Origin of the sequence: Metabacillus litoralis, assembly GCF_003667825.1 — a bacterium.
Lineage (GTDB): Bacteria > Bacillota > Bacilli > Bacillales > Bacillaceae > Metabacillus > Metabacillus litoralis_B.
Map to the genome: position 1 here is coordinate 228,612 of NZ_CP033043.1, position 21,300 is coordinate 249,911.

Sequence of the window (21,300 nt, forward strand, 5' to 3'; positions counted from 1 at the left end):
GTTTGACGCAAAGAGGAGGGAGAATTCATGGATCAATTATGTCGCAAAACGTTACTTGAAAATCAACACTTAACTGAAAGAGCGGAAGTTGATTTAACAAATGATCTACCAGAACGTATTCTCCAATTTGGAGAAGGAAATTTCCTAAGAGGCTTCGTTGATTGGATGGTCAATGAGATGAATAAACAAGGAATTTTCAATGGTAGAGTTATAGCTATTCAACCAACACCTCATGGAAAAGTTGTGCCAAAGCTTAACGCACAGGATGGTCTTTATACACTTGTGCAACAAGGAATTAAAGATGGGAAAACAGTTAATAAATGTGAAGTGATTACTTCTATTAGTCGGGGAATTAATCCTTATGAAAATTGGGATGAAGTGCTAAAAGCTGCAGAATCTCCTTCTATACAGTTTGTTTTTTCAAATACAACTGAAGCCGGACTAACGTATCTGGCGGAAGAGTTCATACCCGATGCTTCACCACTTTCTTTCCCTGGGAAATTAACAGCGGTTCTTTATCATCGTTACAGAGTATTTAACGGATCAGAGGATAGTGGACTTACAATAATACCTTGTGAGTTAGTAGAAGAAAATGCAAATGTTTTAAGGGAAATTGTTTTGAAAATAGCAAATGATTGGGAGCTTCCACAAGAATTTATTCAATGGGTTGAACAGAATAATCGATTTTGCAACACACTTGTAGACCGGATTGTACCTGGTTATCCGAAGGAAAATATTGATACTTTTACGGAAATGTTAGGTTACGAAGATCAGCTTCTTGCTGTTTGCGAACCATACCATTTGTTTGTCATTGATGGGGATAAAACGATTAGTGAGAGTATTCCGTTTCATCAAGCTGGTTTACAAGTGAAGTGGGGAGATGTGACACCATACCGTCAATTAAAAGTTGGTTTATTAAATGCTCCTCATACAATGATGTACTCACTTGGGTATTTATCTGGATTAAATACAGTTTATGAAGTAATGGAGAATTCGGAGCTATTTTCTTTTGTTGAAAATGCGATAAAGGATGAAATAAAAACGGTGCTTTCGTTTGAAACGAAAGTATTGGATGAGTTTACAAACTCGGTACTTGACCGTTTTAAAAATCCGTTTGTAAAACACTATTTAGTGGACTTAGGTCAAAATGCTGTCTCTAAATATAAAGCAAGAGTGTTGCCGCTTTTCTTTGAATATCTAGATAAACAAAATAAAATACCAGTTCATATGGTGTTTTCTCTTAGTGGGTTAATTGCCTATTATCGACCAATCAGAGTTGATGGGGATGAACATATGGTTGGAAATAGAGATCTCCAGGAATACCAAATTCGCGATAGCAAAGATGCGGTCAAGACGTTTGCCGAGGCGTGGAATCAATATGATGGAACAAGTGAGTCCCTTAATAAAGTGGTTTCAATCATATTGTCTGATGAAAAGCTATGGGGACGTAGTTTAGTAGAAATTTCTCTTCTTAAAGAAATGGTTGTTAATCACTTAGAAGATATGGTTACTTTAGGAGTTCAAAAAAGTCTCGAGAGATTTTATTTGAAAAATTAAGAAGGACGGTGGGAGAAATGAAAGACTTTATGGGAGAAGATTTTTTACTATCAACTAATACTGCGGTGGAGTTATATCATAAATATGCTAAGGAAATGCCGATTATTGATTACCATTGTCATCTTAGTCCTAAAGAAATTTATGAGAATAAGAGATTTAAAAATATAACAGAAGCTTGGTTATATGGTGATCATTATAAGTGGAGAGCGATGAGAAGTAATGGAGTTGACGAAGAATATATTACTGGAAATGCTAGTGATTATGATAAATTTTTAGCATGGGCAAAAACAGTTCCTATGACGATAGGAAATCCGTTATATAACTGGACACACTTAGAGCTTCAACGATTCTTTGGAATTAATGAAATTCTAAATGAAAAAAGTGCCCCGGATATTTGGGAGAAGGTAAACGCATTATTAACTCAAGATGACTTCACAGCTCAAGCATTAATAAAAAAGTCAAAGGTTGAGGTTGTTTGTACAACAGATGATCCGACTGATAACTTAGAGTATCACCGGAAGTTACAAGAAAACAGTGATTTTGGTGTAAATGTATTGCCTAGTTTTAGACCTGACAAAGGACTGGAAATCAATCGTGATGGTTTTTTAGAGTGGGTAGGAAAACTGTCTGAGGCTTCTGGACAATCGGTTACAAACTATAGTAGTTATCTTGAAGCGTTAAAGGAAAGAATTGAATTTTTCCACTCCCTTGGGGGGCGTGTGTCAGATCATGCTCTCGATTCGATGATGTACGAAGCAGTATCAGAGGAAGAAGTTGCTGAAATTTTTGCAAAAGGACTTAAGGGAGAAAAGGTTTCACTTGAAGAAGAAAAGAAATTCAAATCGTACACATTAACCTTCTTAGGTGAACAATACGCACGCTTAGGCTGGGTTATGCAATACCACATGCATGCCCTGAGAAACAACAATACCAGAATGTTTAAACAGCTTGGTCCTGATACTGGATTTGACAGTATGAATGATGGAGAAGTGGCAAAGCCTTTGTGTCAGTTGCTCGATTCTTTAGATCAAAAGGATGCTCTTCCAAAAACGGTTCTTTATTCTTTAAACCCAAAAGATAATTATGTAATCGGATCTGTTATTGGGAGTTTTCAAGGTGGAGGGACGCCTGGTAAAATCCAGTTTGGTACGGCATGGTGGTTTAATGATCAAAAAGACGGGATGCTTGATCAAATGAAGGCTTTAGCAAACCTTGGGTTATTCAGCCGCTTTATTGGAATGCTAACCGATTCAAGAAGCTTCTTATCATATACAAGACATGAATATTTTAGAAGACTAGTTTGTGACCTTATTGGACAATGGGTTGAAAACGGAGAATATCCTTATGATGAAGAAGCTTTAAGTACAATTGTTCAGGGGATATGCTATAACAACGCAAAAGAATATTTTCAATTTTAATAAATTTACTCAAGGTATACCGACCAATTTTGTTTGGAGGTATACCTTTTTTGCGTTAAGCTGTGCAAAAATAGCAAGTAAGAGAGAACAGGTAAATTGACAAATATAAAAAGGGAATAGTTAATATTTTACTAGCTTGGATACATAGACTGTTTGAAAAAGCAGCTGATTATTTAATACTAGTTACCCTTTAGGGTATAATAATAATAAACGCTAAAGAAAGGGAGATTCAAAGATGGAGTATGATGCACAGATAAAAAACCGTGTAAAGCGAATTGAAGGTCAGCTCAGAGGAATCTTACGTATGATGGAGGAGCAGAAGGATTGTAAAGATATTATTACACAGCTTTCAGCAAGTAGAACAGCAATTGACCGAACAATTGGTGTAATCGTTAGCTCTAACTTAATTGAATGTGTTCGATTGGCGGAGGAAAAGGGCGAAAGCAGTGATGATTTAGTGAAGGAAGCAGTTAATTTGCTTGTGAAAAGTAGATAATTAAGGAAGTTTTGAGATTCTTTGTAAAAGCTCTGTCTCTTGTGTGAGAATAAGAACTGAATTAGCCTCAAATCAAAATTATTGTCTCGATTGAGCGCAGAATCGAGACAAAACCCTTCTCAAGCCAATAATTATGTCCCGTTCAAGTAAGTTATTAGGACAAGACCCCGGTGCAAATGATCCCCAGCAGGAGAATTCTACTAAACTAAAATTTTATCTAAGAATTGATATATAATTATTCAGAAGAATAAGTTAAAATGGGTAGGACCTTTTATTTATAGGAAGTAAAAAGATAAAGTAAAAGAAATGGAGAATTCGTGTGAAGTCTAATTCTGTTTATTATCTTGCTCTTATTTTAGTATCTGTTATTTGGGGTGTGAATTTTGGGATTTCCCGTTTTGGGATGGAAGTATTTACTCCGGAGATTTTTGCGTTTTTTAGGTTTGGTCTGGCAGTTCCTATATTATTTGCCGTTTTAAAGTGGACGGAAGGTAGCATGAAAGTGGATAAACGTGACCTTCTAAAGCTTGCTTTAATCGGATTTTTTGGTGTTACCGTTCTAGAAATTTTAGTTATGTATTCGATTAAGTATACAACTCTTGCAAACGCTTCACTGTTAAATGTCGCACCTTGGCCGATTTTTGCTGCCCTTTTTGCTCCTTTTTTTACAAAGGAGGTTATGACTCCAAGGCTTGCTATTGGAGGTCTTGTTGCATTAATTGGGGTAGTTTTAATCATATTGGGTGGATCGAATGGATTTGATTTTAGCTCGGAGTATATGTTGGGGAATATTTTGGCGTTGTCTATAAGTTTAATTGGAGCTCTATTTAATTTAGCTTGTATGCCACTTATGAAAAAATACTCTCCATTAAGGGTATCATCTTGGTATATGCTGTTCGGAACAATATTGATGTTTCCTATAACACTTGGTGGTTGGCATGCAGTTCAAATGACAGACTTTACAATAAGTGTTTGGGGAGCTATTGCTTACAATGTTGTTCTTTGTACCGTGGCAGCATTTGTGTTGTGGAACTTGTCAATGAACAAAGTTGGAGCGGCAAAAGCAAATTTTTACAGATATTTTGTTCCAGCCTCTGCAACAGTTACTGGAGCGTTATTTTTTAACGAGCAAATCTTTGTTGCCCAAATTGCTGGTGGTCTTGTTATTGTGTTAGGGTTAGCTTTTATAGCAATGGAGAAAAAGCCGAAAATTGCGGTTGAATTAGGAAGCTAAATTAATTTGTTAGAAAAGCAGCATGCTTAATGGTATGCTGCTTTTTGATTTTTCTTTTTATCATAATTTTTCCTCTAAAGGTAAATAGTAATGAGAAGAATGATTATAATGTACGTTCAGGAGCATGATTATGAGGAAATTTATGAACCATAGACAACTCTACCAAAACCAAGACGCACCTGAAACCTTAGAAACACCAGTGCTAAGAGATGTAAAAAAGAATATTGATATTTTGAAACAACAATTTGATAAATGTTCTGATGTGAAGTTTCGACCTTTAATGGTTGGAAAAAATGATGCTTTTATTGTTTTTGTTGATGGCTTAATTGATGCCAAAAGTATTGAATTTCATGCGTTAAAGCAATTATTAGCAGATTTACCTGAAGAAAATTTAACAGCTGACTATTTAGAAAAGAATATTGTTTCTGTTAACCAGGTAATGGAATCGACTAAACTTTCTGATTTAGTAAAGCAGGTTTTACATGGGAGTTCAATTCTTCTTGTAGATAAGGTTGAAAAAGCGTTAGTTCTTGATGCAAAGGGCGGTACAAGTAGAAGTGTGTCGGAACCTGATACAGAATCTGTTATTCGCGGGCCGCGTGAAGGTTTTACTGAAAATCTTGGTGTGAATACTGCATTGATTAGACAAAAAATTAGGTCAAAAGAACTGAAGCTAATTTCAAAAGAGGTCGGAACTCAAACAAATACAACTATTGCTATTATGTATATGGAAAACCTTGCACCACCAGAATTGATTGAAGAAGTGTTAGCAAGAATTGAACGAATTGAAATAGATGCTGTCTTAGAAAGTGGTTATATCGAAGAATTAATTGAGGATAGTCCAGCAAGCTTTTTTCCACAAATTCAAAATACTGAACGACCTGATACTGTTGCAGCCAACTTACTAGAAGGAAGAGTTTCCATTTTAGTAAATGGAACGCCATTTGCACTCATCCTGCCGGTAAGCTTTTGGCAATTTATTCAGTCGAGTGAAGATTACTATCAACGATTTCATATTTCTATTTTTTTAAGAATATTAAGGGTTACCCTTTTATTTCTTGCTTTATTGCTTCCAGCTTTTTATATAGCTATTACAACTTTTCATCAGGATATGATTCCAACTAATTTGTTGTTTAGTATTGCAGCAAGCAGGGAAGCGATACCGTTTCCAGTTCTTGTAGAGGCTTTCATTATGGAGATGGCATTTGAGGCATTACGTGAGGCAGGTATTCGTTTGCCGAAAGTAATCGGACAGGCTGTTAGTATACTTGGGGCTCTTGTTATAGGTCAAGCAGCAGTTGAAGCGGGTATCGTTTCGGCACCAATGGTTATTATCGTGTCATTAACTGGCATTGCTTCTTTTACAATCCCGAGGTTTAATATGGCGATTTCCATTAGGCTTTTACGGTTTCCAATGATGATTTTAGCAGGAGTGTTTGGATTATTTGGCGTGGTAATAGGTTCTATTATTTTGCTAACTCATTTAAATAAGCTACGTTCATTTGGAATTCCTTATTTTCATCCGCTTGGTCCACTTAAATGGAGTGAGCTAAAAGATGTATTTATACGTGTTCCTTGGTGGGAAATGGACAAGCGCCCAGAACAATTCACAGGTCAAAATGTAGTAAGAGAGGAAAAGAATTTAAAGCCTTCACCGAAGAACAATTAAGACAAGCTGGGGGAAAATGCCGAATGTTAAAACATAAAGCTTTTTTTCTTTTATGTATATGTTCCATTCTGTTATCAGGATGTTGGGACAGAGTAGAGGTAAATGATTTAGCATATGTGATAGCAACTGGTTTTGACAAATTAGAGGAAAATAAATTTAAGGTATCTGTTCAAGTACCATTACCAGGGGCTATGGGAGGGGAAGGATCTTCTGGTGGTGGAGGGGGAACGAGTGGCGGTCCTTTTTATGTGGATTCAGGTATTGGAAGAAATGTACGTGAAGGTAATGATGATCTACAACAAAGAATGTCAAGGAGGCTTTATTTTGCTCATCGAAGAGTACTTGTCTTAGGCGAAGAATTAGCCCGTGGAGGATTTAATAAAACACTTGATGTTGTGTTAGAGCAGCCAGAATCACGACTTTCGGCATATGTCTTAATAACACACGGAGACGCCATTAACATTTTAAATGCTACACCTCATTTTGAAAAACTACCTGCAGAAGGGCTTAGGGAAATGGCAAAAATGGGTGTAGGGCTTACAGTGAAAGATCTGTTAGTGGATATTGAGAGACCAGGTAAGGATTCTTATTTACCTGTTGTTGAAACTGTTACAACGCAAAATGCTGAATCAGATGATAAAAAGGAAGAAATAAAGGTAAATGGATTTGGGATTTTGAGGGATGATGAGCTTAAGTTTTTTACAACAGCTCAAGAAACCTTAGGTTTACTTTGGCTCATTAACGAAGCAGTTGGAAATAATTATACATTTAAGGTTGGGGAGAAAGACGAATTAAATGTAAACATTCAAGAATCTAAAATAAATCCATCATATAACAAAAATGAGCAAAAGCCATCCTTTTCTTTAAAAATAGACGTTAAGGCGAAGATGGAGCAAAATGAGCCTAATCTAAACCTAAATGAAGCTGATACTTATGAGTTTGTCAAAACAGAGATGGAAAAGCAAATAAAAGAAGAAGTCTTGGCTATTTTAGATCATTCACATAAAGAAGGCAGCGACATATATGGCTTCGGCTGGTATTTATTTCGCCATGAACATAGGCAATGGGAAGACTGGAAAGATGAATGGGCATCCTTACTTGAGGATCTTGATGTAAACGTTGAGGTAGACGCTGAGATTAAGCGGACAATTAATCCAGGAATAAAAATAGGGGAGTAGTTGTTATGATTGCAACATTAATGGTTGTTATTACGTTGGGAAGTTTTTTAATTATTCAACACAAAAAGATAGCAGAGAGTAAGAGAGTGAAAAAGTGGATCATATATGGTTTTACCCTTCTTACTATGGGGGCATCCATGCTATTTTATTTACCATACTCCTTGAGTGGATTAACTAGCTACATGAATCGTGTAATTGGTACCTTCACTAGAGTGGTAATTGGGTAATGAAGCATAATATTTCTGTCTTTCAGTTTGCGTTAATTATTGCAAACACGATCATTACAGCTTCTTTAATCACTCTGCCACAAATTATGACGCAGCTTTCAGAACAAAATACATGGCTAGTTCCACTTATAACGTACCCATTAGTATTATTCATTTTATTGCTTTGTTTTAAAGGAGAAATACATTCAATACATGAAGATCCAAAGTCGAGGTTGAATAAACTATTTACAATTATCCTAGGAATATTTCTACTAACTACTTATTTAAGGGACTTAAGGGCATTTATTGACTATATTTCATTTTATTTACTACCGAATACACCAATTGAAGTTATCTCAATCGTATTGTCAATAACCTTACTGTATATTAGTGCATCTGGTCTAGAAGTGATTGCTAGAATAACAGTGATTCAGTTCGTTGTTTTAGCCGTGCTTATTCTTGCGTTGCCCATGTTAACTGTAAATGAGATCGATATAACAAATGTAGTGCCGATCATTAATAAAGATGGAATGTTTAATATGATGAAAGCTTCCTTTATTTTTTTTCCATGGATGGGTGAGGCATTTATTGCTTTTTATTTAGTAAGATTTATAGGAAAGAAAAAAGACTTAAATAAAGGAATTTTATTAGGCGTTAGCTTAGGTTTCTTACTTTTCTTTGTCCTAATCATTACAGACATTGCAGTACTAGGTGAACAAATAGTATCCGATGCTACATACCCTAACATAATCATGATTCAGGAAATAAATATTACCGATTTTCTTGATCGCATAGACTTAATCATTGTCATCATCTGGATGCCAACATTGCTAAGTAAATTAGCTCTAACATTATATTGTATTCACAAAGCGCTATTTCAATTAAAGGGTAAAAACTCTACAGAGTTACTTCCTCCCTTAAGTTTGTTTTTGGGGATATTGGCGATTATTTTGTTTGAGTCAAATATCCAACACTTAGAGTATTCCTTTTATACTTGGACAACCATAGGGATTATATTAGAAATGGTCATACTTATCTTTTTTGTAGTATTAAAGGTGAAGAAACATTTAAAAGAAAAAAAAGCGGATAATCAATCAAACACACATTAAAAAAGCTCTGTCCCTAAAGGTAAAATGTACCCTATAGAGTAGACACATAAAAAAAGTCTACCTATAGGGTACTTTTTTGTATAATAAAAAAACATCTAGAGAAAATTACAACAGGGACTGGAGAAATATTTTTATGAGTAAAAAGACTTTTACAGAAAAAGAGATTATGCAGTTATCTACTAATAAATATGTTAAATCTGTTAGCTCTAAAGGAATCACTTATACTGATGAATTTAAACATATCTTCATTTCGGAGAAAGAAAAAGGAAAGTTTGCTAGAGAGATATTTGAAGAATATGGTTTTGATATAAATGTGTTAGGAAAACAACGGATCAGGTCAGCGAGAAGAAGATGGAAAGATGCTTTTGATGAGAGTGGGATAGACGGTTTACGTGATACCAGAGCTGATAACTCCGGGCGTCCTAGAGAAAAAGAACTTTCTTTAGAGGAGAAAAATGCTCGCTTAGAAGCACAAATCAACTTGCTAAAGGCTGAAAACGAACTTTTAAAAAAGATACGATTCGCGGAAAGGGGGATGAAGAAATAATCCTTCCTCCCTTTCAAAAGTATCTTTTAATTCGTTCAGTAATTGAAAAATATCAATTGAAAAATATGGTGAGCTATCTTTGTGAGCTAGCTGGCGTCTCAAGAAGTGGTTATTATAATTATTTCACTGAGAAATCACAGGAACGAAGAATACAAAATGATAAAAAAGATGAAGTAGTAAAGGAAATTATCTTAAAAGCTTTCAATTTTAAAAATCGCAAGAAAGGGGCACGTCAAATCAAAATGACATTGGCGGGTCAATTTAATGTTGTCTACAATTTGAAACGTATCCGACGAATCATGAAAAAATACAGTATAATTTGCCCCATTCGAAAAGCAAATCCTTATAGAAGAATGATGAAAGCCACACAGGAGCATCGGGTTGTACCAAACCTTTTAAATAGACATTTTAAACAAGGAATACCTTGGAAAGTACTCTTAACTGATATCACTTATCTTCATTTTGGAAAAGGAATGAGGGCTTATTTATCAGCAATTAAGGATGGTTCAACTGGTGAAATCCTAGCCTACCATGTATCAGATCGAATGACCTTAAATTTAGCTACAGATACTCTCAAAAAGTTAAAGACAAATAGAAATTTCAAGAAAGCAAAAGATGCACTAATCCATTCAGATCAAGGAGTCCATTATACACATCCTGACTTTCAGAAGGCAGTAAAGAAATTAGGATTACACCAATCTATGTCAAGACGAGGAAATTGTTGGGATAACGCCCCTCAAGAATCTTTCTTTGGTCATCTTAAAGATGAAGCATCAATTAAAGAGTGTACAACTCTAGATGAATTAAGAAGAGAAATTAAGCAATATATGAATTACTACAATTACTATAGATATCAATGGAATTTAAAAAAGATGACCCCTGTTCAATACAGAGATCATCTTCTTAACGCAGCCTAGGCTTTTTTTAAACTGTCCTTTACAAAGGGTACATTTTAAGGTTGGGAGGGAGCTTTTTTAAATAAAATTTCTGATTTTTCGAAAATTTTATTTAATCTATACAATAGTTCATTTCATTTTGTACATTTCCTACAATGACATTTTTACATAAAATGATTAATATGTTAATTAATATAACACTTAATGTTATACAAAATGACATTAAGTTTTAGAGGGGGAGGAGTTTGAGTGGAGAGCGGCGGTGTAGGTGGTTTGAAACTTTTTTCGCTAGGTCTACAGCATGTACTGGCTATGTATGCTGGAGCTATTTTAGTTCCGTTAATTGTAGGAAGGGCGTTGAATTTATCGTCTGAACAATTAGCGTATTTGGTTGCGATAGACTTGCTTACATGTGGGATAGCAACATTACTACAAGCTTGGAAAAATAAATATTTTGGAATTGGTTTACCAGTTGTGCTGGGTAGCTCCTTCGTTGCTGTTACACCGATGATAGCGATTGGCTCTCAATATGGTGTTTCTGCTATTTATGGCTCGATTATAGCGGGTGGTTTGTTTATTTTACTGTTTGCCTCGTTTTTTGGGAAGTTAATTAAATTATTTCCTCCGGTTGTAACAGGGAGTGTTGTTACAATAATTGGTCTTTCATTAGTACCGACAGGAATTCGAAATATGGCAGGAGGCAATGGGAGTCCTGATTTTGGTAGCTCGACTAATTTGTTATTATCCTTCGGAGTTTTATCATTGATTTTATTTTTAAATCGCTTTCTGAAAGGCTTTGCTCAAGCGTTATCTGTACTGATAGGGATCGTTGCTGGAACTCTTGTTGCTTCAATGATGGGGAAAGTTGATTTTACAGATGTTGCGGAAGCATCGTGGTTGCACCTTCCTGAGTTGTTCTATTTTGGAGCTCCATCATTTGAGGTTGGACCGATTTTAACAATGATGATCGTATGTTTAGTGATTGTTATCGAATCAACTGGTGTGTTTCTGGCTCTAAGTAAAATTTGTGACCAGGAATTAAAGGAAAAGGATTTTGTTAGAGGGTATCGTGCTGAAGGATTGGCGATTACGTTAGGTGGAATCTTTAATGCCTTTCCCTACAATACATTTGCTCAAAATGTAGGTCTTGTTCAATTATCGAAGGTAAAAACGAAAAATGTAGTGGTGGCTGCCGGGATGATCTTAATAGGGTTAGGACTTGTTCCGAAAATTGCTGCCATTGCAACCATAATTCCTTCTCCTGTATTAGGAGGCGCTACGGTTGTCATGTTTGGGATGGTGATTTCATCAGGTATCAAAATGCTAGGTGCTGTTGATTTTAGTGATCAGCATAATATGCTTGTTATCGCATGCTCCCTTTCATTAGGATTAGGGGCAACTGTAGTACCGGATTTATTTGCGGGGTTACCTCAAGCGTTACGCATTATTGTAAGTGACGGGATTATTACAGGAAGCATAACAGCTATATTATTAAATTTATTTTTTACGATTCGTAAGAAAAGCAACACTGTACCATTAGATGAAAACAAATCGATTGCATAAATAAGAAGAGGTGACAGAAGGTGGTTTCGATAAAACAACTTAATGAGGTTAGTCATTCTGATTTTATTCATCTTTTAAAAGATATTTTTGAACATTCTCCTTGGGTACCTGAACGAACATGGAATGACAGACCTTTTTCTTCAGTAGAAGACTTATATGGAAAGATGGTTGGTAGAGTAATTGAAGCAACTGATGAAGAAAAGCTGCGGTTGATTAAGGCACATCCGAATTTGGGGACACGGCTTGTGATGAGTCATTCTTCAGTGCAAGAACAGGCTAACGCGGGGTTAAGTGAGCTTACAGGAGAAGAATATACACATTTTTCTCTGTTAAATAGGCAGTACATGGAAAAGTTTGGATTTCCTTTTGTTATGGCGGTAAAAGGACGAACGAAAGACGAAATATATTCTTCTATGGAAAAAAGAATATCGCACGGTGTGAAGGGTGAGTTTGAAACAGCTTTAACAGAAATAGAAAAAATAGCTCTATTTCGTTTATGTGAATTAATTTCAAATTGAGGAGTGAACTTATGGGAAAAGAGCGTTTTGTATCATATGGAAAAGGTGATGTATTTGCATATCGTACATTTTTGAAGCCTTTGATTGGAGTGAAACAAATTCCAGAATCTCATTTTACAGAAAGAAACAATATTGTTTTTGGGGTAAATGTAAAAGTAGAGGTTGGTGGTGAAAAATTGCTTCCTTCATTTACAGAAGGAGATAATAGTCTTGTCGTTGCAACAGATTCTATGAAAAATTTTGTTCAAAGACACTTGGGTAGCTATGAAGGGTCCACTATTGAAGGATTTATTCAATATGTTGGCGAAGAGTTTTTAAAGAAATATGAACATATTGATATAATTAAATTAATCGGTGAAGAAGTTCCATTTGAGACTTCAACAAGACTTTCAGTTAATGGCCTAGTTGAAAGTGACTTAGTGTTTAAGCATTCCCGGAATGAAAAGGCTGTTGCTCAAATAGAAATGGTCCGAACTCAGAGTGGGGTTGAAGTTGTTGAACAGAATAGTGGGATTTTAGATTTGCAGTTAATTAAAGTGCGAGGTAATTCATTTGTTGGATTTATCAGGGATGAGTATACAACATTACCGGAGGACAGCAATCGACCGCTATTTATCTATTTAAATATCGGGTGGGAATATGAGGACTTAGAAGATTCGACAGGAGTTGTACCAAACCTTTATGTTTGTGCAGAACAGATAAAAGATATTGCGACATCTGTTTTCCATGAACTTGAAACACCGTCTATTCAATACTTGATCTATTTAATTGGTTGTCGAGTGCTGGAAAGATTCCCGCAATTAAAAGAAGTTAACTTTCAATCACAAAACCATACTTGGGATTCAGTGGTGGAGGAAATTCCAAATTCAGAAGGAAAAGTATATACAGAGCCACGCCCTCCTTACGGCTTCCAACGATTTTCAGTTACAAAAGAAGATGTGCAAAGAAATAAAGAATATGCCGAATCAAACAATCTTGCTAAATAAGGATTTGATAGAATGATAGGTCTGACAACACATATATTGGATTTAACACATGGGACACCGGCTGCGGGTGTAGACATTCAATTAATGAGGATTGTTGATTCAACACACACTTTAATAAAAACAGCTATAACAAATGAAGATGGTCGCTTAAATGAACCGCTTTTATCTGGTGAAGAAATGATGGCGGGTGAATATGAGTTACTATTTTTTATCGGAGACTATTTTAGGGGTATGGAAGTTTTGTTATCAGAACCTCCATTTCTAAATAAAATATCAGTGCGATTTGGGATATCAGATCCTGATTCACATTATCATGTACCGTTGCTTGTTTCTCCTTGGGGGTATCAAGTGTACAGAGGAAGTTAATAGCAAAAACAATGGATAGGGGTGAAGTCTAAGGATTTCACCCTTTTTAATATATGTAATTTTTGTTTAATTGTTTTAAAAGGAATGTATGAGTAGTTCTATATAACTAAAATTTTTTATAAGAAATGTCTTTGGAATTAGAGGTGAATTTCCATTTATTGTTGAAAATATAATAATACTAATTTCTAACGAAGCAGGTGTGATATTGAATAATGTAAATGTTCACGGTGAGGAAACAGAAAAATTAAGAAAAGAAAATGACCAATTAAAGTTGGAAATTGAGTATTTAACGCATGAGCTTAATGCTTCTAAGGAAAGTAGAGTTCAAGAATCAGATAAAAGTGATAAAAGGTTTAAAAGGTTGTTTAATCATTTAACGGATGCTGTGTATTATTTTAAGATTTATGATGATGGAAGTACGAGCACTTTTATTGAGGTGAATGAAACGGCATGTCAACGATTAGGGTACACGCGTGAAGAAATGCTTACTTTATCCCCAAAACAAATTGATGGGTGTGGAACAGAGGAACTGAAGCCTGTCATTAAAGATGTTTACGATTCAATCACTTTTGAAACCGTTCATGTTTGTAAAAATGGGGATAGAATCCCTGTTGAAATAAAGACTCATAGGTTTGAGGTAGAAAAGGAAATGTATCTGCTTTCAGTTTGTCGTGATATTACTGAAAGAAAAAATTCAGAAAGAGAGATTCGGGAGGCGAAGGAACAGTTTGAAAATATCGTGGAATCCTCTACGAATGGAATTACAATCCTACAAGATGGGAAATGGGTATTTGCGAATAAGGCGGCTTTAACTCTTTTTGATGCTAAAACAAAGGAAGAGCTACTAGGGAGAAATATTTATGATATGTTGCATCCGGAGTTTCATATGGAATGTAAGGAGATTGTAAAGAATGGTGGAATTCACCCTAGGCTTTATCGTGTTTGGACTACCCTGAGTGGGAGAGAAATACATACGGAAGTGGTATCAATTCCTACTACCTTTCAGGGGAAAGAGGCCAATGAGTTAATCATGCAAGATATAACGGAACAGAAAAAATCAGATTCAATGATGATTCAGGCGGAAAAAATGAATGTCGTAGGGCAGCTAGCAGCTGGAATTGCACATGAAATACGAAATCCGTTAACTGCTTTAAAAGGTTTTGTTCAATTATTTCGCTCAGGAACGATACCGAATGAAATGTTTCTAAATATCATGGAGGCTGAGTTGGAAAGGATAGATGTTATCTCTAGTGAGTTTCTAACGCTAGCTCAACCTGCAAATACTGATTTTACTACTGTTGATATTAGAGATTTAGTGAATGATGTTATCGATTTATTGGATACGGAAGCTTTCAAAAAATCAATATCTCTTGTTGTTGAAAATAACGCTATAGAAACAGCAGTTAATGGAATTGGTACACAACTAAAGCAAGTGTTCATTAATTTGATTAAAAACGCAATTGAAGTGATGCAAAACGAGGGGACTATAACTATTGCATTTGAAAATCATGAAGGATTTATTCTTATCTCTGTACATGATGAAGGTGTAGGGATGAGTGAAGAGCAGCTAAAGCGGTTGGGAGAACCATTTTTCACAACAAAACAAAATGGCACAGGATTAGGTCTTATGGTTACATATCGAATTATTAATCAGCATAATGGGGTGGTGGATGTTGAGAGTAAAGTTAACGTAGGGACAACTTTTACAGTAAAATTACCACTGATTGCCGAAAGGTAAAGTGAGCTCTCAGGTTTATTGATTAGTAAATATAGTGTGAGGTATTCTAAACGAACTGAGAGCTTGGAATGGGACACCAAGCTCCATTAGTATCATTTAATTCTTAGTTGCTCCGTGAAGTAGTGCTTTAATTCTAAAAGCGAGGCGGAGGCGTAGCGTTTCATCGGGTTCTTTTAAGCTTCTTCCAATCATTTCCTCGCATTTTTCCAACCGATAAATAACAGTATTTCGATGAACGTATAGTCTCTTTGCTGTTTCTGATAGCTGACAATGTGTTTCTAAATAAACAGATAAAGTATGGAGCAGGACCTGATGATCCTTTTTAGAATCGTTGGCAAAAGCTTGGAATGTATCGTCATAAAACTTTTTTAAATGATCATAAGGAACCATTCGTAAAATTTCTGGTACTTCCTTTGGTTGATAAATTTCAATAAATTGTGTTTTACCTGACATCCTTCCAAAATATAGAGCCTCTGTTGCTTCTTTGTATGACACTGTAACAGATGTAAGTTCTTCTGCATACATGCTTATTCCAAATGAAAGATTTTCCTTATAATGACTCCTTATCCGCATTTGTAGTTTTTCTAATAACTGAACAAATGAATCTTCATATTCCTTTCTTGTTCCATTTAACTCTAATAAAAAAATGTAAGACTGTTCGTTAGTGAAGAGATGGATTTTTTCCTCAAAGTTTTGTAGCTCATATTCAATAGTATCGTAAATTAATTCCTTGTCTGACTGAAGTTGAAGATAAGATTTGTCTTTGTCATCATAATCTATTTGTCCCACAGCACATAAATAGCGTTGATCCTCTATTAGTCCGAATTCCTTTCCACGACTAATGATCTCATCTTGTGTTGAAAATGCATCATTAATGAAATTGGAGAAAAATTCATTTTGTAGGCGTCTTGTCATTTGCTTTAAAGCATTTTCTTTCATTAATTCAAATGAAATGACGTTAGTTGCTTGTTCTATCGTTAATATAGTGGAACGATCTGTTGGTGGGATGTTACCTAAAACACAAAGATAGTTGGACTGCCTATGTGTGTAAACCGGAAAAATGGTAACTGTGTCTTTGTTGTTATTTAATAGTGAAAAAGCTGTATATGATGCTTTTGAAAGATGAAACAGATATTCATTTGCGATTTGATCCAAATACAAATAAATATCTGTTTGCCAATTTAGTTTTGTCAGTGGAAGTAAATGGTCATTTACTAAAAAGACAGGTGAATCAATAAGGTTGGATAAGTTATCTAACATTTTACGAATACCCTGTCCATTCATAATTTGATTTGTGAATTGTTGGTGTGCATCCATAGCATGATGAAGTTCATTTGTTCGAATTTCTAGAATATGACTAAGTGATTTGTTGACAATATCTCCAAGTGATGTATCAACAGGAAGCTCTAGCAACGGAATATTAAGCTTGTTAGCGAGAGTGATCACATCTCTAGGAATCTCCTGCAAAAAACGCTTCGTTTTAATCCCTAATCCTGCACATCCTTGTTTCTCCATTTCCTTAATAAGTTGTAGTAATGCATGAAGATCATCTTTAAAATGAAAGGCTGTTGTAACAAGAAGTTCGTCTTTTTTTAAAAAGTGAATAATGTCAGGTGCATCCATCATATTAACTGTGTTCACTTCACGATCAGTTCCTTGATGCCCACCTAGTAATTTTGCTCCGTGAAAAACAGAAAGATTCAGTAAATCAATTAATCTCATAAATGGTCATCCTTTTTGTTAGGTAATTTACTTAGGTGAATCGATTTCATAATGTATTATTTGTTACCAAAAAACGTATGAATTTTACATTTATTTTAATCATGTTTTTATCTGTGTATTGTTTATTAACGTGTTCAAGAAGAAGAAAAATGTTTGTTTTTTGATTTAAGAGTCATAATTATGAAATTAACTCGGGTTAAGAGATTCAAAGTTTATTTGTATAAAATAAACAAAAATATTAATGTATGTTCTACATATATGTGAATGATTTTTATTCATGTCTATTTTAAAATTAGATTATATTACTTTTCGTGTCAATAAATATAACATCATTTTTTAGAATAGAATAGGGGGGGATTGGATTGGTTATGAAAGAGAGAGAATCATCTGCCTTATTCATAGAGATTGAACAGATGGTTGAGTGGCTGGCTCAATTCGGAAGAAGTCAAAGTGGTGGCGTGACAAGATTATTATATACAGATGCTTGGCAGGAGGCTCAACATGCACTTAAAAAGAAAATGGAGCAGCTTGGCCTAATAACAAATTTTGACGATGTTGGTAATTTATTTGGAAGATTAAAAGGAACTCATGAAGATGCTAAGACAATTTTAACAGGATCACATATTGATACGGTAAGAGATGGTGGGAAATATGATGGTGCATATGGAATCATTGCAGCTGTAATAGCTGTTCAGCGTTTGCAGGAACAGTATGGAACTCCTAAGAAAAATATAGAGGTTGTCTCTTTGTGTGAAGAAGAGGGAAGTCGCTTTCCGATGACTTATTGGGGATCGGGGAATATAACTGGCGTTAAATCTTTTGAAGATATAACGGATATAAAAGATTCAGAAGAAATTCAGTTTGAAGAGGCGATGAATAAGGTTGGCTTTGGTCAAGGTAAATTCTTGGAGCCATATCGTAATGATCTTGAATGTTTTTTAGAACTTCATATTGAACAAGGGATTGTATTGGAGAAGGAAGAGAAGGCGATTGGTTTAGTGAGTCATATTGTTGGTCAACGTAGATACAATGTTACTGTTTTTGGCGAAAGTAATCATGCAGGAACAACTCCGATGATGTGGCGTAAAGATGCGATGTATACAGCAGCAGAGCTTATTCAAGCTCTCATAGATCGAGGGAAAGAAACTTCACCTGACTTAGTGGTGACGATTGGTCAAATAAGTTTAAAACCAAACATAGCAAATGTTATACCGAAGGAAGCAACATTTAGTGTTGATATTCGGCATAGTGAAGAGTGTGTGTTAGATCAGTTTTGTAATCAAGTCTTTCAAGAGCTTGAACTAATTGCGAATAAACATCAAACAAAGCTAACTATTCATAATTGGATGAATGAAAAGCCGGTCAAGATGAGTGAAAAACTAAATAATTTATCTGAGAAGATTTTAGAAGAAGAACAAATTCCTTATAAATGGATGACAAGTGGTGCTGGGCATGATTCCCAAATTTTCGGTCCATTTTGTCCGACTTCATTATTATTTGTTCCTAGTCAAAATGGAATCAGTCATTCTCCGTTGGAATTTACGAAAACTGAGGATTTGGAAATAGGTATAAAAGTATTAATGAAAATTTTATATGAACTAGCGTATTAAGGGGGAATCAGAATGAGTGTTTTTCAAGAAATTAATGCACCATTACGAACCATTATGACACCGGGACCGGTTGAGGTTGATCCAAGAGTGTTAAGAGCAATGAGTACACCGATTTTAGGGCAATTTGATCCTGCTTTTACTGAAATGATGAATGAAACAATGGAGATGCTTCGCCAGATTTTTCAAACGAAAAATCAATGGGCGTTTCCGATAGATGGAACATCCCGTTCAGGTATTGAAGCTGTGATGTGTAGTGTTATTGAGCCTGGAGATAAAGTGTTAATTCCGATTTTTGGAAGGTTTGGTCATTTATTAACGGAAATTGCTGAACGAAATGGAGCGGAAATCCATACGATTGATTGCGAATGGGGGAAAGTTTTTGATCAGCAAGAAGTGATTGATGAAATCAAAAGGGTAAAGCCTAAGGTGCTAGCAATTGTTCATGGTGAAACCTCAACAGGGTGTATGCAGCCTTTAGATAAAATTGGTCCTGCGTGTCGAGAGCTTGATGTTTTATGTATTGTGGATGCGGTGGCTACAATTGCTGGGACAGAAGTAAAAGTAGATGAATGGAAGCTGGATGCGGTGATTGGTGGGACTCAAAAATGCTTGTCTGTTCCTTCGGGGATGGCGCCGATTACGTATAATGAACGAATAGAAGAAATCTTAGTGAAAAGAAAAAAAGTAGAAAAAGGAATAGCCACAGAAAATGATCACGTAAATGTTGGTCGATCAATTCGTAGTAACTATTTCGATTTAAGCCAGCTTCAGGATTACTGGGGAGAAAGAAGACTGAATCATCATACAGAAGCAACTTCAATGTTATATGCCTTACGTGAAGGAGTTCGAATTGTCTTACAAGAGGGGTTATCTGGACGGTTTGAGCGACACCAATTACATGAAAAAGCACTTGTTGAAGGAATAAAAGCAATGGGATTAGAGTTATTGAATGATGTTCCGTGGAAACTTCCGATGGTGACCTGTGTGCGTATACCTGATGGCATTGATGGAGAGGAAGTTCGGTCAATACTTCTTAATCAATTTGGGATCGAGATTGCAAGCTCTTTTGGTCCTCTCCATGGGAAAATTTGGAGAATCGGAACGATGGGATATAGCTGTCGAAAAGAAAATGTCTTATTTGTTCTGTCAGCTCTTGAAGCTGTTCTAATTCGTCTGGGAGCAAACTTACATGTAGGAAAAGGTTTGCAAGCTACGTTGGATATTTATGAATCAATGAATTTGGTAGCTAAATAGAATTGGTGGAAAAGATTCTGGAGAGCAACCAGAATCTTTTTGTTAAATGTAAAGGGGGATCAGTGTGAGTGATCGATGGAATGCATTTTTTGATGAAAAAATAGAATTGGAACCAACAAAAGGTGGAACATTAAACGGTTTAACGTTTGCTGTAAAAGATGTTATATCGATTAAAGGGTACAAAAATGGTGCTGGAAATCCAGATTGGTTAAAAACTCATAAAGAATCACAAGAACATGCTCCGGTAGTTGTATGTCTTTTAGAACAAGGTGCAAAGTTAGTGGGAACTACACAAACGGATGAAATAATGTACAGTTTAAATGGTGAAAATTTCCATTATGGTACACCTGTAAATCCGAAGGACCCGAGACGAATTCCAGGAGGTTCCTCAAGTGGATCAGCTGTTGCGGTTGCAGCTGGTTTAGTTGATTTTGCTATAGGGACCGATACAGGTGGTTCTGTTCGAATACCTTCGTCTTATTGTGGAATATATGGCTTTCGCCCAACTCATGAAGCTATTTCGGTTGATGGAGTAATTCCGTTGGCAAGAAGCTTTGACACAGTTGGATGGATGACAAGAGACCCGGAACTATTATGTAGAGTCGGAGAAGTGCTATTGGAAGCTCAAAATACAAGTGGTAGTTTTACGGAAATGTTTTTTGCTGAAGATGCATGGGGATTATTGGGTGATGAATATAGAGAGGCATTGTTAAAGACTGTCTCTTCAATGAAACTTCCGAAAATAAGAGAATGGGTCAAAATATCGGAAGAAGGATTATCTGAATGGTCAAGTGCTTTCAGAATTTTACAAGGACTTGAGATTTGGAATGAACATGGAGAATGGATTAAAAAAGAAAAGCCAACATTTGGACCTGGCATTTCTGAAAGGTTTCAATGGACGAGTACGCTTAACTCAAGTGAGAGTCGGCAACAATTTCAGTTTAGGGAGAATATGAAACAATCGATATCTGGGCTCTTAGGGGAAAGTGGAATTATTTGTATTCCGACAGCGCCAGGTCCGGCGCCGCTCCTAAATTTGTATGGAGAAAAAGCGGAACAGTATCGAATGAAAGCAATGCAACTTTCCTGTATAGCGGGGTTGGCTGGTTTGCCGCAGGTTACACTTCCTTTAACAGAAGTGAATGGGCTTCCGATAGGTTTATCGTTTATTGCAAATCAGGATCAAGATCTTAAGCTTCTTAATTGGGTAAAGAGTATTTTAAGATAGGGGGT

Annotated in this window: 18 protein-coding genes; 17 read left to right on the forward strand and 1 reads right to left on the reverse strand. The window is 35.7% G+C overall.

Features of this window, described 5'->3' with window-relative positions; translation table 11 throughout:
- Positions 1-27: 27 nt before the first annotated feature.
- The 14 genes from D9842_RS00910 to D9842_RS00975 all read left to right on the forward strand — a co-directional run bounded on the left by D9842_RS00910 (position 28) and on the right by D9842_RS00975 (position 15,481).
- Positions 28-1,557, forward strand: a complete 1,530-nt coding sequence (locus D9842_RS00910; RefSeq protein ID WP_121660861.1) for a tagaturonate reductase — start codon at positions 28-30, stop codon at positions 1,555-1,557.
- A gap of 17 nt (positions 1,558-1,574) precedes the next feature.
- On the forward strand, positions 1,575-2,975 hold the full coding sequence (uxaC, locus tag D9842_RS00915; protein ID WP_121660862.1) for a glucuronate isomerase: 1,401 nt from the start codon (positions 1,575-1,577) through the stop codon (positions 2,973-2,975).
- A gap of 235 nt (positions 2,976-3,210) precedes the next feature.
- Positions 3,211-3,471 (forward strand): metal-sensitive transcriptional regulator, encoded by a 261-nt coding sequence (locus tag D9842_RS00920; RefSeq protein ID WP_121660863.1) that lies wholly within the window; start codon positions 3,211-3,213, stop codon positions 3,469-3,471.
- A 319-nt stretch (positions 3,472-3,790) separates the two neighbouring features.
- Positions 3,791-4,705 carry a DMT family transporter gene (locus D9842_RS00925; RefSeq protein ID WP_121660864.1) on the forward strand — a complete coding sequence of 305 codons (915 nt, stop codon included), beginning with the start codon at positions 3,791-3,793 and terminating at the stop codon, positions 4,703-4,705.
- A gap of 142 nt (positions 4,706-4,847) precedes the next feature.
- Positions 4,848-6,374: a spore germination protein gene (locus tag D9842_RS00930; RefSeq protein ID WP_232273574.1), complete on the forward strand. Its 1,527-nt coding sequence runs from the start codon at positions 4,848-4,850 to the stop codon at positions 6,372-6,374.
- A 23-nt stretch (positions 6,375-6,397) separates the two neighbouring features.
- The gene (locus D9842_RS00935) at positions 6,398-7,552 is read left to right on the forward strand and encodes a Ger(x)C family spore germination protein (RefSeq protein ID WP_121660866.1); all 1,155 of its coding nucleotides are present in this window, start codon (positions 6,398-6,400) and stop codon (positions 7,550-7,552) included.
- A gap of 5 nt (positions 7,553-7,557) precedes the next feature.
- Positions 7,558-7,779, forward strand: a complete 222-nt coding sequence (locus D9842_RS00940) for a hypothetical protein (RefSeq protein ID WP_121660867.1) — start codon at positions 7,558-7,560, stop codon at positions 7,777-7,779.
- Positions 7,779-8,867, forward strand: a complete 1,089-nt coding sequence (locus D9842_RS00945; RefSeq protein ID WP_121660868.1) for a GerAB/ArcD/ProY family transporter — start codon at positions 7,779-7,781, stop codon at positions 8,865-8,867. The genes D9842_RS00940 and D9842_RS00945 overlap by 1 nt, the downstream gene beginning before the upstream one ends.
- 133 nt (positions 8,868-9,000) lie before the next feature.
- A protein-coding gene (locus D9842_RS00950) for an IS3 family transposase (RefSeq protein WP_373995084.1) occupies positions 9,001-10,331 on the forward strand; the annotation gives its coding sequence in 2 pieces (ribosomal slippage) (positions 9,001-9,382 and positions 9,382-10,331; 1,332 coding nt in all).
- 228 nt (positions 10,332-10,559) lie between these two features.
- Positions 10,560-11,873: a nucleobase:cation symporter-2 family protein gene (locus D9842_RS00955; RefSeq protein WP_121660869.1), complete on the forward strand. Its 1,314-nt coding sequence runs from the start codon at positions 10,560-10,562 to the stop codon at positions 11,871-11,873.
- 20 nt (positions 11,874-11,893) lie between these two features.
- Positions 11,894-12,391 (forward strand): 2-oxo-4-hydroxy-4-carboxy-5-ureidoimidazoline decarboxylase, encoded by a 498-nt coding sequence (gene uraD / locus D9842_RS26150; protein ID WP_121660870.1) that lies wholly within the window; start codon positions 11,894-11,896, stop codon positions 12,389-12,391.
- A gap of 11 nt (positions 12,392-12,402) precedes the next feature.
- Positions 12,403-13,377 (forward strand): factor-independent urate hydroxylase, encoded by a 975-nt coding sequence (gene pucL / locus D9842_RS00965; protein ID WP_121660871.1) that lies wholly within the window; start codon positions 12,403-12,405, stop codon positions 13,375-13,377.
- Positions 13,378-13,389: 12 nt separating this feature from the next.
- Complete coding sequence (gene uraH, locus D9842_RS00970; protein WP_121660872.1) at positions 13,390-13,743, forward strand: hydroxyisourate hydrolase; 354 nt, start codon at positions 13,390-13,392, stop codon at positions 13,741-13,743.
- A 205-nt stretch (positions 13,744-13,948) separates the two neighbouring features.
- Entirely contained in the window at positions 13,949-15,481 is a 1,533-nt protein-coding gene (locus D9842_RS00975; RefSeq protein ID WP_162987259.1) for a PAS domain S-box protein, read from the forward strand.
- A gap of 96 nt (positions 15,482-15,577) precedes the next feature.
- Here the strand turns inward: D9842_RS00975 and D9842_RS00980 are convergent, their stop codons facing one another.
- Positions 15,578-17,203, reverse strand: a complete 1,626-nt coding sequence (locus tag D9842_RS00980) for a PucR family transcriptional regulator (protein ID WP_121660874.1) — start codon at positions 17,201-17,203, stop codon at positions 15,578-15,580.
- Between the two features lie 368 nt (positions 17,204-17,571).
- Here D9842_RS00980 and allC point away from each other — a divergent pair, with 368 nt between their 5' ends.
- The 3 genes from allC (at position 17,572) to D9842_RS00995 (ending at position 21,295) form a co-directional block, all read left to right on the forward strand.
- Complete coding sequence (allC, locus tag D9842_RS00985) at positions 17,572-18,813, forward strand: allantoate deiminase (protein ID WP_121664899.1); 1,242 nt, start codon at positions 17,572-17,574, stop codon at positions 18,811-18,813.
- Between the two features lie 12 nt (positions 18,814-18,825).
- Positions 18,826-20,067 (forward strand): pyridoxal-phosphate-dependent aminotransferase family protein, encoded by a 1,242-nt coding sequence (locus tag D9842_RS00990; RefSeq protein ID WP_121660875.1) that lies wholly within the window; start codon positions 18,826-18,828, stop codon positions 20,065-20,067.
- A gap of 64 nt (positions 20,068-20,131) precedes the next feature.
- Positions 20,132-21,295, forward strand: coding sequence for an amidase (locus D9842_RS00995; protein ID WP_121660876.1), 1,164 nt, complete (start codon positions 20,132-20,134; stop codon positions 21,293-21,295).
- Positions 21,296-21,300: the final 5 nt, after the last annotated feature.